This window comes from Chloroflexus sp., assembly GCF_034432675.1.
In the GTDB taxonomy this organism is placed as follows: domain Bacteria; phylum Chloroflexota; class Chloroflexia; order Chloroflexales; family Chloroflexaceae; genus Chloroflexus.
On record NZ_DAOUBI010000203.1, the window covers coordinates 1 to 16,619 of the forward strand.

General features: G+C 55.8%; 10 protein-coding genes. 7 read left to right on the forward strand and 3 right to left on the reverse strand.

What is annotated here, in order from left to right:
- From VAE55_RS15300 to VAE55_RS15315, 4 genes are all read left to right on the forward strand, one after another.
- On the forward strand, window positions 1-4,384 hold a 4,384-nt coding region (locus tag VAE55_RS15300; RefSeq protein ID WP_322816600.1), incomplete at its 5' end, for a beta strand repeat-containing protein.
- 1,669 nt (window positions 4,385-6,053) lie between these two features.
- Complete coding sequence (locus tag VAE55_RS15305; protein ID WP_322816601.1) at window positions 6,054-7,220, forward strand: C45 family peptidase; 1,167 nt, start codon at window positions 6,054-6,056, stop codon at window positions 7,218-7,220.
- 806 nt (window positions 7,221-8,026) lie between these two features.
- Window positions 8,027-8,839 (forward strand): indole-3-glycerol phosphate synthase TrpC, encoded by an 813-nt coding sequence (gene trpC, locus VAE55_RS15310; protein ID WP_322816602.1) that lies wholly within the window; start codon window positions 8,027-8,029, stop codon window positions 8,837-8,839.
- Window positions 8,840-8,857: 18 nt separating this feature from the next.
- The gene (locus VAE55_RS15315) at window positions 8,858-9,244 is read left to right on the forward strand and encodes a DUF4190 domain-containing protein (RefSeq protein WP_322816603.1); all 387 of its coding nucleotides are present in this window, start codon (window positions 8,858-8,860) and stop codon (window positions 9,242-9,244) included.
- 186 nt (window positions 9,245-9,430) lie between these two features.
- On the opposite strand, the gene hpf is transcribed toward VAE55_RS15315, so the two are convergent.
- The 3 genes from hpf to VAE55_RS15330 all read right to left on the reverse strand — a co-directional run bounded on the left by hpf (window position 9,431) and on the right by VAE55_RS15330 (window position 12,052).
- The gene (hpf, locus tag VAE55_RS15320) at window positions 9,431-10,024 is read right to left on the reverse strand and encodes a ribosome hibernation-promoting factor, HPF/YfiA family (protein ID WP_322816604.1); all 594 of its coding nucleotides are present in this window, start codon (window positions 10,022-10,024) and stop codon (window positions 9,431-9,433) included.
- A gap of 280 nt (window positions 10,025-10,304) precedes the next feature.
- The gene (locus tag VAE55_RS15325; RefSeq protein WP_322816605.1) at window positions 10,305-11,147 is read right to left on the reverse strand and encodes an MBL fold metallo-hydrolase; all 843 of its coding nucleotides are present in this window, start codon (window positions 11,145-11,147) and stop codon (window positions 10,305-10,307) included.
- Entirely contained in the window at window positions 11,144-12,052 is a 909-nt protein-coding gene (locus VAE55_RS15330) for an MBL fold metallo-hydrolase (RefSeq protein ID WP_322816606.1), read from the reverse strand. The genes VAE55_RS15325 and VAE55_RS15330 overlap by 4 nt, the downstream gene beginning before the upstream one ends.
- Window positions 12,053-12,204: 152 nt before the next feature.
- Between VAE55_RS15330 and VAE55_RS15335 the strand changes: the two genes are divergently transcribed.
- The 3 genes from VAE55_RS15335 to VAE55_RS15345 all read left to right on the forward strand — a co-directional run bounded on the left by VAE55_RS15335 (window position 12,205) and on the right by VAE55_RS15345 (window position 15,842).
- On the forward strand, window positions 12,205-12,957 hold the full coding sequence (locus VAE55_RS15335) for an LLM class F420-dependent oxidoreductase (protein WP_322816607.1): 753 nt from the start codon (window positions 12,205-12,207) through the stop codon (window positions 12,955-12,957).
- Window positions 12,958-13,146: 189 nt separating this feature from the next.
- Window positions 13,147-15,183 (forward strand): sensor histidine kinase, encoded by a 2,037-nt coding sequence (locus VAE55_RS15340; RefSeq protein WP_322816608.1) that lies wholly within the window; start codon window positions 13,147-13,149, stop codon window positions 15,181-15,183.
- Window positions 15,184-15,185: 2 nt separating this feature from the next.
- Window positions 15,186-15,842 (forward strand): response regulator transcription factor, encoded by a 657-nt coding sequence (locus VAE55_RS15345; protein WP_322816609.1) that lies wholly within the window; start codon window positions 15,186-15,188, stop codon window positions 15,840-15,842.
- The last annotated feature ends 777 nt before the right edge of the window (window positions 15,843-16,619 follow it).

Genomic DNA, 16,619 nt, shown 5'->3' on the forward strand with positions numbered 1-16,619 from the left:
CAGTTTGACCGTGAATGAAGGTGACACGGCAACCTACACGGTGCGGCTGGGTAGCCAACCGACAGCGGATGTCACCGTCACCATTGACGGCCAGGGTCAGATTGAGTTTAGTGGTCAACCGACCATCACCCTGACCTTCACAGCGGCTAACTGGAATGTTGACCAAGCTGTCACCTTCACCGTCATTGATGATCCAAATGACGAGTCACCGGCAGGTAACACCTATGCCGTGACAATAAGCCATGTTGCCGGTTCTACCGATCCGGTGTACAACGCACTCGCACCGGCACCGCTGACGCTAACCATCACCGAAACTGAAAGCGCCGGTCTCGTCATAACGCCTGCGACACTCACGGTAGCCGAGGGCGGGCCAGCGACGACCTACACTGTGGTGCTGACCAGTGAGCCGATTGCGAACGTCACCGTCACCATCGACGGCCAGGGCCAGGTGACGCTGGATGGGCAGGCAACGCTCACCCTTACCTTCTCGCCGGGCAACTGGAATATACCGCAGGCCGTCAGTGTCCAGGCCATTGACGACCTGATTGACGAGACGTCGACCGGGACAACCTACGATGTGACCCTGCTCCACATCCTGGGAGGCGGTGATCCTGTCTACGCCAGCCTGCCATCGACACCACTCACAGTGACGATTGGGGAGAACGATATTGCCGGCGTCGTGATTGATCCCACTACCCTCACCGTAGCCGAGGGCGGGCCGGCAGCGACCTACACGGTAGTGCTGACCAGCCAACCGACTGCGAATGTCACCGTCACCATCGACGGCCAGGGTCAGGTGACACTGAATGGGCAGGCAACGTTCACCCTCACCTTCACGCCGGCTAATTGGAACATACCACAGATCATCACAATTCAGGCGATTGACGACCTGATTGACGAGACCCTGACCGGAACAACCTACGATGTGACCCTGCTCCACATCCTGGGAGGCGGTGATCCTGTCTACGCCAGCCTGCCGGCGGCACCGCTCACGGTGACGATTGGGGAGAACGATACTGCCGGCGTCGTGATCGATCCCACGACACTCACGGTGGCCGAGGGTGGGCCGGCAGCGACCTACACCGTGGTGCTGACCAGCCAGCCGACTGCGAATGTCACCGTCACCGTGGACGGTCAGGGCCAGGTGACGCTGGATGGGCAGGCAACGCTCACCCTCACCTTCTCGCCGGGCAACTGGAATACGGCGCAGACCGTCAATGTCGAGGCAATTGACGACCAGATCGACGAGACGCCAGGGATCAGCTACGACGTTACGCTGCTCAATGTGCTGGCTGGAGGTGATCCGGTTTACACCAGCCTGCCGGCGGTACCACTCACGGTGACGATTATCGAGAACGACACTGCCGGTCTGAACTTTAGCCCGACCAGCCTGACGATTACTGAAGGTATTGTGGGGACGTATGAGGTGAGCCTGACCAGCGAACCGCTTGCGCCGGTTACTGTCGTTATTGACGGTGCAGGATTGTTGCAGGTGAATGGTGGAGCAACGGCAACGCTGATCTTCGACGATTCTAACTGGAACAACCCTCAGACCGTCAGCGTGCTGGAACCGAATGTCGATCAGATTGCCCAACCACCACGCAACCGCACCATCACCCACGCCACAACCAGCGTAGACCCGGCATACAGTGGGTTGAGCGGTATCATCCTGGCGGTGACCGTAAATGATGATGATATTCCGGATATTGTGATCAGCGCCACTACCCTCACCGTTACCGAGGGGGGTAGTGTGAATTACAGCGTTGCGCTGGCAACCCAGCCCACAGCCAACGTCACCGTCACCATCGACGGCCAGGGTCAGGTAACCTTGAACGGACAGGCGATCCTGAACCTGACCTTTACGCCGGCAACCTGGAACACGCCGCAACCTGTCACTATCGCTGTACCGGAAGACGCCATTGCTGAAGCGACCCAAACGATTGCAATCACCCATTTGGCAAGCAGCAGCGATCCGTTCTACGATGGACTGAGCGGGCCTGCGCTTGATCTCACCATCACCGACAACGACACCGCAGGGTTCGTTGTCACAGTCCCACCGGCGCCGTTGATTGTCTCGGAAAATGGCGACAGTATCGAGTTAAGACTGCGCCTCACCAGCCAGCCGACAGCACCGGTGCAGGTCAATATCTCGGTTAGCGACCCAACCGAGGGCAGCGTCACCCCGACGAGTATCATCTTTGACAATACAAACTGGAATATCGACGCAATACTGACGGTCACCGGCGTAGACGATCTGCTGGAAGATGGACATCAACCGTTTACCGTCCAGCTTGCGCCGGCGATAAGCAGCGATCCCTTCTACAACGGCCTGCCGCCTACTCCGAACAGTGTAAACGTCCTCAACCGCGACAATGAGCCGGTGCGGATTAGCATCGACGATGTGACACGGTTTGAAGGTGATAGCGGTGTAACAAACAGTATCTTTATCGTGCGCATCAATCGGGTGTCGGATCGGGATATCTTGTTCGATTACACAACCACTGATGGCACTGCCCTCGCTATCCTGGATTACGGTGCTTCAGCCGGCACTCTCACCATTCCTGCCGGTTCACTCCAGGTCACATTACCGGTAGGCGTAATTGGCGATACGCTGGCTGAAGACGATGAGTTTTTCACCGTCAACCTGAGCAACCCACGGGCTACCCTGCCTGGACAGCCATCCACCATCGTGACCGATGAGACGGTCGTCATCAGTGATGGGATAGGCGTGGGCATCATTCGTGATGATGATCCTCCGGCACTACGCTTTGCCACCGGTGATGTTGTCGTTAACGAGAATGCCGGCCTGGTGACACTAACCGTCACCCTGAGCCGGGCAGCCACTGTACCGGTGAGCGTTGACTACGCAACCATAACCGGCGGAACGGCCCAGCCAGGTGATGGCTCAGCACCAACGCACGACTATGTACCGGTAAGTGGCACTCTGAACTTTGCGGTAGGAGAAACGAGTCGAACCTTCATGATCCAGATACTGAACAATGCGAGTAGCGATCAGCCGTTCGAGACGATTCTGGTGAGCCTGAGCAATCCAACCGGTGCGACATTGGGAGATCCGTCTACTGCAACCGTAACCATCGTTGATGCGGCACCGGTATTGCTGACTCAAGACCCAACGGCACTGCAAACCGCCGGCCCTAACTACACAACTTACAGCTGGAACTTCTACGGCACAAATGGGGGTATATCTATCATCCGCATTGACGTACCTTGCGGCGTGAGCGGCCAGTTGGCGGTTGAATTGCTCAGCCCGTCGATCAACCCAGCCGCCAATTTCATCGATGCTATTCGAGGCGCAGCGGAAAGTACTACCTTTGCCCTGTATCGTATGCCGGTTGGCTGGCAGGCCGGTGATGGCTATCCACCAACTGTTGGTACCCTGGTCACCAGTGCCACCTATCCCCCAAACACCGGCGATGCCACGACCTGGGTTGCCCTGCCGGGTATCCCCAGCACAACCCCATGTGGAGTCTACCTACTCGTCGCGAGTGTTCCAGATAATGACACGAATGGATGGGCAGTGCGCAGTGGCTGGAGTGGCAGCAGTGTGCCTACCGTCGACTTAGATGGGATACCGGGAAGTGGCGACGAGATTGTACAGAGTATTGTACGCCAGACCCTACGCCATCCACCGGGAACACCGTTCTGTACCACCTTCTTCCAGTATGTGGCACCGGGGCAGAGCAGTGTCGCTTTCCACAACTTTGATTTGAACGATGTTGGTAGTGCCTGGGTACGCTACTATCCACCCGGATCGGTCTACGATCCCACCGCTCAGAGTGGGGGGATTGCAGGCACTGCTTCGGCTGATGGACAGTGGAACAACGGTACAGCTACGACCCGTGGTGGTGACGTTATCCTTTCACCACAGCCGGGTTGGTGGCGTATTGTGACCTGTACGAATAGCGCTACAAGCGAGAACCACTTCATTCAGGAAGGGCAAACTGGCATACCCCTTTACCTGAATATCCCACCCACACCTGATGTAGTGTTGCAGGCATCATCGGTATCTTCGGTATCAACCGGAAATACGTTCAATCTGGCTGTTGACTATACCAATCGGGCAAGTGGGATCACCGCCGGTGCAGCCCGCAACTTCCAGATCACGATCACCTTGCCGAATGGGATCAGCTTTGGTAGCGGTGCATGTGCAGGAACCCCCGGTACGTGCACCATTAGCGGTCAGACGATGACCATTAATGTTGGCTTGCTGGCAGCAGGTTCGAGCAACATCTTCAGTATACCGCTGGTTGCCGGTGCAAATCCGGTGGGGTCAAGCCCGATTGCGGTACAGGCCACTGCTACCGACCAGAGTGGTCATCCGTATCAACGGCAAGACTATGTGATCGTGCGGATTGTACCGTGATGGCAGGGGCTGGATTAGGGGCCGTAATGTCGTAAAGCGTGGGTTGCAACCTGTTCATCATCAGGCGAGCTAACGCCTCACCCAACCTTATGCAACCATCTCCAGAACTATGTAAGTGCATGAGCGACAGCCACGCTCTGCAGGTAGCCGCTACATCCGCGAAAATCCTTGGGGATCATCTGCAGAACACGGATGCACGCGGGCTGACGGATATACGCAGATGGGCTATCTGCATTGGATATCCTTACCTGACGATACCCGTCGGGATGCTATGGATTGAGATAGATTGCAAACTCACCTGGCTTCATTCGGGCTGAAGCCCTGTTGCACGCCAGGAAAGTCGCCACGGAGCCATGAAATCTTGACTGACAATATGCACCATGTGGGTGCGTAAGTACTGGAGCACTGTCAGGTGTTACCAGTCATCACCGGCGCACGAATTGGTTCACCGGCAGTTGCGCTCAGGGGCAGCGCCGGGATGAGGAATGATGCGCAAGAGGCGGTGGTACTGCGTCCAGTGGTGGTACGCGACACACCTGCGCTGAGGGCGAGAACTCCCGGTGCAGGATGGTGCTTACTGTCGCGTGCTGGGTGATACACTGCTGGCATCGGGCACAGCACGCTAGCTCAGGTAGTGAAGTGCGCCGGAGGCGTGCGCTCCCAGGGCAAAGTCAACGCGAGCGGGGGCGGGTGGTGAGTTCGCCTCCGGCGTTCGCTCCCAGAGGATGCAGACATGACCCCACCCGCACCCACTGGCTATGCATTACTCACATGTCACGCTGCATTAGGTCGGGCTGCAAGTGCTCTCCGTGGCGCAGGCTTCCAGCCTGCGTGGAGGTATTCCTCTCAACCGCCGTCAGGTACTGGCCGTGGCCGCTGGTACGCAGGCACGAATCTCTTGCAACATAACCGTCTATGCGCAGGGATCGCATGCATGCCTGACCGACTCGATGATCGGCACGAGCACATTGAACACCCTCGTGACCAGGATGGATAACGGTATGCCACGCGCCGGATCGTGAGTACGGCTGGCGCGGCAGCATGGCTGCCGCACTCCAAACTGTGCGACACGCGCATAACAAGCGGGTACGGCAATCCATCCAGCCCAGCACGTGCCGGCACGGCTGGAGCGGTGTGCTACCACCGGGCCAGTGGTCCACAACAGCACCCATGGTGATCATGCCTGCTGATACGCACGTGGTTGACACCAGTTATGGGTAATGCATACCCGCGGGGGGCGGGAACCGCCGGTGCTGGATGGCACATGCTGTCGCGTCCTGGATGATACACTGCTGGCAGCAGGTACAGCACGTTGTTGCAAGGGCTGAAGCACACCTCCGGCACCCGCTCCCAGGATGTCTGCCGGCGCTGGCGCACCGCGATGGATCGCTCAGGGGATCAGATGAGGGTAACGTGTAGATAGCGTGCGATGACGTTTACGACACCAGATTTGATACGAGAACTCTTCTATGTGACGACTGCAAAGGTTGCCTGACAGGTATTCCCGTATCGCGAACTGACATTACTCTGCGAATTACCGCGCGTTGGATCGATAGCTTACCCACAAAGGCGTTCCAGTTTACGCTCCCGATTTGTAGACAATCTCCCCATCAGGGTGGTACGATAGAGCACAGCGCATATCTTATGACTGCAACAGGAGAACAAACCGATGTTTCCACTTGTTACCATTGCCGGTGAGCCATTTGAGCGTGGTCAACAGTACGGAGCAGCAACGGCAGCACTCATTCGCCACGGCATTGCCAGCTATGCCCGCTTGTTTGCGTATCGGCGCGGAATGGATTGGGACGCGGTTCAGCAGGCAGCTCTGGCTTATGAACCACTGTTGCATGATGTAGCACCTGATTTACTAACCGAGATGCGAGGGATTGCAGTGGGTGCCGGACGCACTCTGGCTGAGATCATTGCGTTGAATGCGCGTACCGAATTGCTGGCCGGTGTCGGGGTTGGTTTTCATCATCCTGAAGCAGCGGCTGCGCTGGCCCGCAATCGAGCGGCGGGGGTTCCCCAACATCAAGAGCAACTACCAGCAACACCGGCGACCGGCAGTGATGATGGTGAATGCACCACCGCTGCGGCTAGCCCACCGGCCACCGCAAATGGTCGCGTCTGGCTAGCCCAAACCTGGGACTGGCAGGGTGATCAGCGCGCCGCCTGTGTCTTGTTGCGCGTGAGCGGCCCTGACACACCTACACTGCTGACGCTCACCGAAGCAGGGATGGTAGCGAAAATTGGTCTCAATGAAGCCGGGATTGCTGTTGGCCTTAATCTGCTCCGTTCACGCACTGACGGTCAACAGCAAGGAATGCCGGTTCACGTCCTGTTGCGGCAGATGCTACAGTCAACTGATACCGTAACAGTGCGCCGTCTGGCAAGACACATCCCGGCAGCCGGTTCATCGTGTATTACGCTGGCCAGTGCCGATGGCGAACTGGTAGCACTAGAATTAACCCCTACCGGTATTGCCGAAATACCCGCTCAGGAAGGACTGCTGGCGCACGCCAATCACTGCCTCGACGGAGGAACTGCCGCCGGTGAATGCCCGTTGGAACCAACCTCAACGACGAAAGAACGGTATGGACGAGCGTGGGAACTTTTGCACACTGCGGCAGGCCAGATTGATCTGGATGTATTACAGGCAATTCTTTGCGATCACGACGGTGCGCCCCGCTGTATTTGCCGACACCCCGATCCGTGCGTGGCAGCGGTTGATCGCAACGAGAGCGTTTGTGGTATCGTCATTGATCTTCACGGGCGTACAATGCACGTTGCCGCGAATATTCCCTGTCAGGCGCCGTTTGTGCCGTTCATGCTTTGAGGAGGTAGGAGATAGGAGATAGGAAGTGAGAAAGTAGGGGGAAGCTGCAATCTGTGCGGCACGGGTGTTAGGGGGCGTCGCAGGTAGTGAAGCGAGCCGGAGGCGTACGATCCCAGGATGGCTGTTGAGGCTTCCCACGACGATGGATCGCTCAAGCATGCGTGAGAGTCAGAGATACTGCGGGCAGTAGTGGATGCAACACGCCCCCACCCACACCTGCCACCAGTGCCGGATGGTCCTCGCTGTCGCTCGCTGATGCAGCGGTGCGCTACGCCGTTGGTAGAGGGGACACACGGTGCGTTGCAGATGGTGAAGCGAGGGAGGCGCGCTCTCAAGATGGCTGCCAGGGTGGACGCACCACGATGGATCGCTTAAGGGTGGAGCGTGACGGTAGATTGTTGGTCACGATTTTTATCAAACTCGGTTTGATATGCCACCTACTGTGTAAGGCAACACCCGTTACCTTTACATCGCATACCTCGTACCGGTGCACGATAGCAGCTGATCGACAATCTGGAGCAGCCTTTCAGGTACGGAGCAAAGCAGGGTTTGCAAGTATGGCTTCTACTCTTCATAACAAACGTGGTGGGCAAAAGGCAGGAAAATCACCTGGCGTAGTGTTCTATTCCTGAAGATGAGGCAACTGACAGAGGTTCGGCAACCGTTCATACCTGTCGGCAATCGCTCGTGATTGATGATACAATAGATGGCGATTATCGGCTATCGTCTATCGGCAACAGGTATTGCCAGTCGCACCTCGGATGAGGGCCGAAGCAACCGACGGCACATGCTACCAGGGACAACTCATGAGCGAACCAACCATTCTGGAACAGATATTAGCCCACAAACGAGTGGAAGTACGTCGTCAACAAGCCAAAATCCCCCTTGCTGCCCTGCAAGAACGTATTCGGCATGCGCCACCGATTCGTGATTTCGCCGCTGCACTGCGCCGGACACCGGCAACTGCCCTCATTGCCGAGATCAAGAAGGCCTCACCCAGTCGTGGTGTGTTGCTGACCAACTTCGACCATCTGGCCCTGGCCCGTACCTACGTGACCAACGGCGCGGCGGCATTGTCGGTATTGACCGATCAGCGGTTCTTCCAGGGGAGCCTGACCTACCTGGCCGGTATTCGTGCGCTGCCCGCCATTCAGGCAGCAGGCACACCCTTGCTGCGGAAAGATTTCATCATCGATCCGTACCAGGTCTATGAAGCTCGCGCCTACGGTGCTGACGCCATTTTGTTAATTGTGGCTGCACTCGATGATCAGACACTGGCTGAACTTTTCACCCTGACCTATGAACTGGGAATGCATGCCCTGGTAGAGGTACACACTGTGGCTGAGTTGGAACGAGCACTACGCATCCAACCACCAATCATTGGAGTGAACAACCGTGATCTGCACCGATTCGTGACTGATCGCACGACAACCCGGAACGTAGCAGATCATCTGCCGTCAGGAACGCAACGGCCACTGCTGGTCAGTGAGAGCGGTATTTTTACCCCCGACCACGTCGCCGAGGTGCGGGGCTACGGTGCCGACGCGATCCTGGTCGGAGAGGCATTAGTGACAGCACCGGATATTGGGCTTCAGGTGCGAATGCTAGCGACCGCATAACAGCAAGGAGTGTTTACTGTGCGACGATGTCCTGCCTGTGGGTACCCTGTTACCGGTACAGAACGATTTTGTCCGGCTTGTGGTCAGGAATTGTCTGCAATTGAGAACAGATTAGCACCGGTTATCGACACAACGACCCCGCTCATGCCGGCCCAAAACAGCCGAATGGCCGTTGCCAGTCTCATCTGTGGAGTGATGACCTGGATTCTCTTTTTTGTCCCGTTATTCCTGGCAATTCCGGCTATCATTTGCGGCCACCTAGGGCACAGAGCAGTTCAGCGCGGGAACGGCATCATCACCGGTAGGGAGATTGCTTTGATCGGAATGGCGTTAGGATATGCGCATCTCGTGCTCACCGGGCTGGCACTGTGCGTACTTCTGGTCGTCCTGGTGGTAACAGTATAAATGCAACGGCGAGGCATAGCTCTATCTCACCACAAGGGCATAGGCTGCACGAAGGCCGATCACACATATTGCCAGTCGACAATCCGATACTATTCCCCATAAACAACGAGTGCGGAAGGACTGCTTCCGCACTCCATGTGATCGCCTGCTAGTAAGGAGCACGCTGCTCCGAGCTAACGGTTGGTGTTAGCCAAGTTCGGGAATTATCACACCATAATTTCCATCACGCCGCCGATACAACACGCTGACCTGCATCGTTTCGGCATCCTGGAAGACGAAGAAATTGTGACCAAGCAATTCCATCTGCTCAATCGCATCATCAACGAACATTGGGCGGAGACGGAACGTTTTGGTGCGAATCACCCTGGACTCTACTCCAACCTCAGTTGGTGTAGCAAGAGCTGCCGCTTCTGCCTCGGCAATAGCAACCTCTTCCGCCGGGGTCAGTCCATTAGGAGCACGCCGCTGTTCACGGCTTCGCCGCCAATACTTGTCTTTGTAGCGCGCAATCTGACGTTGAAGCACCTCCTGTACTTCATCAATCGCGGCATAGAGGTCGGATGCGCGCTCTTCGGCACGCAGGATCACGCCGTGCTCGGCAACCAGTGTCGTCTGCACACGATAGATTTCACCGACATTGCGTTGTTGTTCGTGTTGGACTTCGACGGTGATACTGGTAATGCCGTGAAGGTAGCGCTCAAGTTTAGAGAGTTTCTCTTCAATGTGTGCCCGCTGACGATCCGAGATTTTGCCGTTGCGGCTCTTGATGGTCAGTTCCATCGGTTTCCTCCATCCGCTGTTGCCCACCTAACAGGGGGCGGGGCGATAAAAAACAACCCGGCCCCCGCCATCGAGCACGGCAAGGACCGAGCTATTTCTCAAAAGGCAATAGTTTGCGAAATTGTTAGGCCGACCTGAAGGGTCATAGTGCCTCGCTTCCAGCAGAAACGCTACTACGATGTAGCACCAATGTCGCAGCCTTTCTCGTATTCTACAACGCCACCAGCCGTCACGCAAGACACGAACGGTAAGAAACTGTCTACCAATGCGATATATTTACTCACACCACCAGCTCCATCCCTTCTGCGGCAGCGATCAATTGCAGCGAGCTACCTTGCGCAGCTAACATCTGCCGGAAGTGATCGACAATCGCATCAAGTGCATCATCGGTGCGCGTCGGGGCGTGATGAAACAGCAACAGGCGCTCAACGTTAGCAGCTCTGGCCATCTCAATAGCATCTTCGATCCGACTATGGCCATAATCCTCTACCTGCTCATCCCGCAAATAGGGAGCACTGTGAATAAGAACATTTGCACGCTTGGCAAAAGCAATTGCGGCTTCACGAATGCCAGGTTCACTATAGCGGACATCAGTAATGTAGACCAGGGCCCGCCCTCTTTCCTCCAGGCAGTAAGCCCAGATTGGGGAATGGGGGCGATGCGATAGGGGCATTGCCCGAATAGTGAGTTGACCAACCATAAACGGTTTAGTTGAGATGGGGGTAAATCGATGGGTAGCACCGATATGAGCTAGTCCAAACACAGGTGAATAGACTGGCGAGAGCATCCCATCGTAAACCATCTGTAGGGAACCACGAGTACTATCGGGGCCGTAGATATCGAGACGATTACCGGGAATATGAACAACGCCGGGGAAAGGCAGGCCAAGGATATGATCCCAATAGGTATGGCTGATCAACAGAGTCAGCGTACCGCGACCACGCCCAAATTCACCCTGCATCAACTCATCACCCAGCATGCAGAAGCCAGTTCCAGTATCAAGAACAATGAGTTCACCGTACTCACCGGTAACTAAGGTACAACAGGTATTACCGCCATAGCGCAACATCGCTGCATTCGGCGTCGGTACATACCCGCGTACACCCCAGAAACGAACCTTCATGGCTTCCTCGCTAACTCCATACCCTCGAAGGCAGCAGAAACGATCAATCCCGGTGCTGCTGCTACCTGCTGCTCGGCAACGATCTGATCTAACTCAGCATCGGTGCGGTGAGGGTCATGGTGGAACAAGATCAACTGTTGAACCTGTGCTGCTTCAGCAATCTCACGTGCCTGTGAAGCGCTACTATGACCCCAATGAGGAAAACGGGCATATTGGACATCGGTAAACTGCGCATCGTAAATTAACCAATCGGCACGATACGCCAGCTCAAGAATCGCTTCTTTCATTGCCGCCAGTTCACGCAACTCGCTCTGGCTGCGAGCAGTGGGCTGACCAGTCCATTCGATACGTTGCTCTCCGAAGAGCACCGTATGAAACGGCCCGGTATCGGGAATAAACGTGAGCACACCCTGCTCAGTCTCTAGCCGATAAGCCAATGCGCGATAGGGATGATTGGCAAGAGCCGTTCGTACCCGAATCGGCCCCAACTCAAAACAATGACTGGCACCGATCTCGAAGAAGTTAATCTGAGCACGTAGATCATCGAGGGTGAGCGGGAACAGAGGATCACTCAATGCACCGGCCAGCGTTGTACGTAGACTCGACTGAGTACGGGCCAAGCCATAGATATCAATTTTTGAATTTGGGTCAAATAGCGGGGCAAAGAACGGAAAACCTATGATATGATCCCAATGGGTGTGAGTAATTAAGAGATCGAACCGGTTCGGTGGAGCATGCGATTGGCGAAGAGTTTCCCCCAACATGCGCAAACCGGTACCAGCATCAAGAATAATATGGTGGCCTTCGGCTTCCACTTCGACACACGTTGTATTACCACCATAGCGTAACATACCGGCGTTTGCAACGGGGTATGATCCTCGTGTGCCCCAGATACGAACTCTCATCAATGTACCTGTACAATATTATGTCGTATTAACGCAACCAGGTGCGCAACATCATGCAGCACTGCAACTCACAGTTTACAGCATAAACGCAATTTGTACAGGCTTTTTAAGTGTCATTTTGTTTGTCGCCGCTTCACCAGAAAGGGAAAAAGATGTCTCGTTTTCGCGTTGGCGTTCAACTTCATCCCCAACACACTACGTGGGAATCGTACCGTCAAGCTGTTCAATATGCCGAATCAATTGGCTGTGACACAATCTGGAACTGGGATCACTTTTTTCCTCTCTACGGGCCGCCAGATGGTCCCCATTTTGAGGGCTGGACACTCCTGACGGCAATGGCTGTCATCACCCAACGGGCCGAGGTTGGATGTCTGGTCACCTGCAACAGCTATCGCAATCCAGCCTTACTCTCGAATATGGCAAAGACCGTCGATCATATCAGTGGTGGACGACTCATTCTTGGGCTAGGCGCAGGTTGGTTTGAGAGAGATTATACGACGTTTGGCTACGAATTTGGGACGGCTGCCGACCGTCTGCGCACACTTCGGCAGGCGTTGCCGATTATTAAAGAGCGATGGGCCGCCGATCAACCGCCACCGCTGCGCCGCATTCCAATCTTGATCGGTGGTGGCGGTGAAAAAGTCACCCTGCGCATTACTGCTGAACACGCCGACATCTGGCACGGCTTTGGTCCGATTGAAAACTTCAAGCGCAAGAATGTCATCCTCGATCAGTGGTGCGAGCAGATCGGACGTGATCCGGCAACCATCGAGCGTAGTGTGTCACCGCGAGCTGGTGAGCCGATTGAACCGTACCTTGAAGCCGGTGCCACCCACATCATCATTGGGATGGGTGAACCGTGGAACTTCGCACCGGTTGAGGAGCTGCTGAAACTGCGCGGTTAGAATTTGACATAAATTACATAACCTGTATCACGTCGGGCAAGGTAGACGAAGGAAAGATTTTCGTCTGCCTTGCCCGACAGGTTTTTGCAGGCCAACCAACACTGCAATCCTCAACCGAAGAGCAGCTATGGGTGGCCCGTACAACCTGAATTGCACGAATGGTTTGCACGATGTGATACACTTCATGGTATGAAACACCGTATATCGTCATTCGTGCAAGCCGTCATTTCCCGTTATCAGCGAGCAGCATTAGCGTTCCTTGTGCTGCTCTCGCTGGTGGTGCTGGTTGTTGCTTTGAGCGCTCTGAGTGACCCGGTACTGCGGACGGCCTGGCCCCGACTGATCGGTATGCTGGCCTGTTTAGTGGGTATGGTTGGGCTGGCATGGATTACACCCCTGCGCCTCCTGACTGTATGGGGACAGGTGATACTGATTGGTCTTGAGCTGGCCGCTGCGGCCGGTGCGCAACTACTGTACCCAACACCTTTGATTGACTACATCTATCTCATCCTGGTTCTGCAGGGCATTATACTCTTCCGGCCATGGTTATGGGCAATAATGGCTGTCGGCATTTGGATGATCTGGGCAATCGTGCGTTACCGCCTCTCGCATGACCTGATTGGATGGCTAGAGAGTAACCTCGCGATAGCTTTCCCCGCTACCTGCGCTATCATCGCCGCCTTTATCTACGCCCGGCATATCCGGCGCAGCGAACAGGTTCAGCAGATGCTACAGCAGATGCAGCAGCGCTCAGCAGCTTTCTCGACATTTCTCCGCGATGTTCAGCAGCGCGTGGCCCACGAAGAACGGCAACGGCTATTGCATCCACTGGCCGACGAAGTTCAACAGGCACTGGCACAGGCCGAACAAAGTATCACGGGTGCGCTGGCGGTTGCCCAAACCAACTTACATCGCTTACATGCAGTGCTCGATCTGCCACGTGCCGCTGCCGCAACTGCAATTGATCGCCTGCGTGCCGCAGTCGCGGCTCTCCGTTTCCAGAGTGACGATACCCGGCAACCAACACAACTGGCATTGACCAATACATTAGAGGAAACCCTGATCGCGCCCCGCCCGTACTCTGTGCTAGCCTGGCTCCTACCATCACTCTTTGTCAGTTTTTCGGTAGGACTGGCACTCATCCAGCCCAATCCACTCTCGCTGCCGGCCTTGCTCTGGCTGGTGGTACTCGGTAGTCTGCTGATTGTGGCCAGTGCCTGCACCCAACACGTTCGGCAGACCATCTTCATCCAGATTGGCCTGGTCGTGCAAACGCTGACCATTACATTGATGGCAGCAATGACCAATCTGATGCCACTTCTCTGGGGGTTACTATTGGTGGTATGGCAAATGGCCAGCCGGCTCTCAACCCTGCAATTGATCTTCTTCAGCAGTACCTTTCCCCTGCTCCTGTTGGGGATTGGTTTCTGGCAATCGCTAACCCTTGATGCCGCCACCATCCTCGGACTCGGCGTTGCACTGGCGCTGGTAGGGGCACCCCTCATCCTGGCCCGCTATCAATTGCGTCGGCGTCAGCAGGTCGAGTGGCAAATGCAATTACTCGCTGCCGAGATGCAGCAACAGGCAAACGAGATTCAAACCATTACGATTGCGGCAGAACGATCACGCTTTGCCCGTGAAATGCACGACGATCTGGGTTCCAAGCTGGTCTTGATAAACCTCGAACTCCAACTGGCCGCCGATCTGGCTACAGAAGACCCGGCAGCCGCCCGTGACCATCTGGCGCATAGCCGGGAATTGCTGCACAGTGCCTGGCAAAGCCTGCTGGCAGTAGTTGACACTGATTTATCCCTCCAGCCTGAAGATCTAACGCAGAACCTGCACCAGTTGGCACGTCAATGCGCCCAGAGTACGGGGATTACAGTTGATCTGAACCTTCACGGTGAGATCAATCAGTTACCTGATCCGGTAGCGCACTGTGTCTATCGGGCAGTACAAGAGGGCTTGACCAACGCTTGCAAGCATGCCAGTGCCGATACAATTATCGTCTACGTCAGCGCCGAAGGTGGTTACGTGGTTGTAACAGTCACCAATAATGATCGTTCGGATCAACCACGATCACACATCGATCTGGGGAGCGGGAGTTTTGGGCTGGTTGGATTACGAGAACGGGCAGAGTTGCTGGGAGGCGGGATCGAAGCCGGTGCATTACCGGAAGGAGGCTGGCGATTACGGCTGGTGCTTCCGATTGACCACGAGGAATAACGATGACGATCCGCGTTCTGATAGTCGATGATCAGGCTCTCATTCGCACCGGTATCGCGACCTTGCTGTCGCGCAAAGCCGATATCGAAGTTGTTGGTCAAGCCGAGAATGGGCGCGAGGCGCTTGATCTGGTTGCATCACTCGATCCCGATGTGGTGCTTATGGATGTGATGATGCCGGTCATGGATGGGGTAGAAGCGACGCGAAAACTTGCCGAACGCGGCCCAGGTCCAGCAGTAATTATGTTAACTACTTTCCACGATGATGAACGGGTACTGCAATCAATCGCTGCCGGCGCTCGTGGTTACCTGCTGAAAGATGTCGATCATCGAGTATTGGCCGATAGCATCCGCACCGTTGCCAGAGGCGGTGCGCTGATTCATCCGCAGATCACCGCGCAATTACTGCCACGCCTGGCCAGTCTGGCTCCTACACCGGCCACCACTTCCTCATCGCCATCCGATGTTGCCAGCATCCTCACCCCACGCGAGCGCGACATTCTGCGGCTCCTGGCCCAAGGCTACACCAATCAAGAGATCGGCGAACAACTTGCGCTGAGTGTAGGAACCGTTAAGAATCATTTAAGCGTGATTTTCGCCAAGCTGGCTGTACGCGACCGCACTCAGGCTGCGCTCTGGGCGCGAGAGCATTTGTTGTAGGCAATAGGGATCGGGACCAACCCCTATTGCCGGTGTAGCACCTGTTTTCGTAAACGATGATGAGGAGTCTATCCATAGTCTGCATCCGCAACCAGGCATCCCTGCACCGCATGCGCAACGACATCGTCCATCATCCGTCGCGAAGGCAATGTTAGCGGGAATATGCAACGTCCGTAGGGGCGGGTTCAGAACCTGCCCTACCTCTCCAATCCGACCCCTGCCCTTTTGCTTCCTCGTTCGCCTTCGGTCTGTAATACCGTGCGCGGCGGAAACGTCGTTTTCGCTATCTACGCTTAGGTCACCGCCAGCGTGATAGGTGGTGCGCGTGCGATGGCGATTCCGCGTCTGGTAGTTCACGGCGATACATCCTCACTCTCACCCAACTCCGTTCAAGGGCGGACAGAACGCTTGAGCGTCAAGGAGATTCATGGTGTTGGGATGCGCTGGTTGGCCCTCACCCCCGACCCCTCTCCCGTGCGCGGTAGAGGTGAGACCAGAGCCACGCGCCGGGGCGTCCTAATGCGGCAGAAGTTGCGTGAGCTTATATATTCTGTCCGCCCCTAAACCCGACTCCGCTGGGGATGGGATCTACCCGCGAGCTGATTCTGACTCACGATGATCGGCAGGACGCAGGTGGTATGCTTGCAGGTAAGGAGCGCGCCTCCGGCGCACTCCCAGAGGATACCGATGCTTGTCTACCACGACGGAACGCTAAAGGCGCAGCGCGAGGGTAGCGGTAGATAGCGTACCATAACTTTTATGAAACCAGATTTGATA

Coding starts and splice junctions, on each gene's coding strand:
- VAE55_RS15305 (WP_322816601.1), top strand. CDS start 6,054: ATGTTTCCACTTGTTACCATTGCCGGTGAGCCATTTGAGCGTGGTCAA.
- hpf (WP_322816604.1), bottom strand. CDS start 10,024: ATGGAACTGACCATCAAGAGCCGCAACGGCAAAATCTCGGATCGTCAG.
- VAE55_RS15340 (WP_322816608.1), top strand. CDS start 13,147: ATGAAACACCGTATATCGTCATTCGTGCAAGCCGTCATTTCCCGTTAT.
- VAE55_RS15330 (WP_322816606.1), bottom strand. CDS start 12,052: ATGAGAGTTCGTATCTGGGGCACACGAGGATCATACCCCGTTGCAAAC.
- trpC (WP_322816602.1), top strand. CDS start 8,027: ATGAGCGAACCAACCATTCTGGAACAGATATTAGCCCACAAACGAGTG.
- VAE55_RS15345 (WP_322816609.1), top strand. CDS start 15,186: ATGACGATCCGCGTTCTGATAGTCGATGATCAGGCTCTCATTCGCACC.
- VAE55_RS15335 (WP_322816607.1), top strand. CDS start 12,205: ATGTCTCGTTTTCGCGTTGGCGTTCAACTTCATCCCCAACACACTACG.
- VAE55_RS15325 (WP_322816605.1), bottom strand. CDS start 11,147: ATGAAGGTTCGTTTCTGGGGTGTACGCGGGTATGTACCGACGCCGAAT.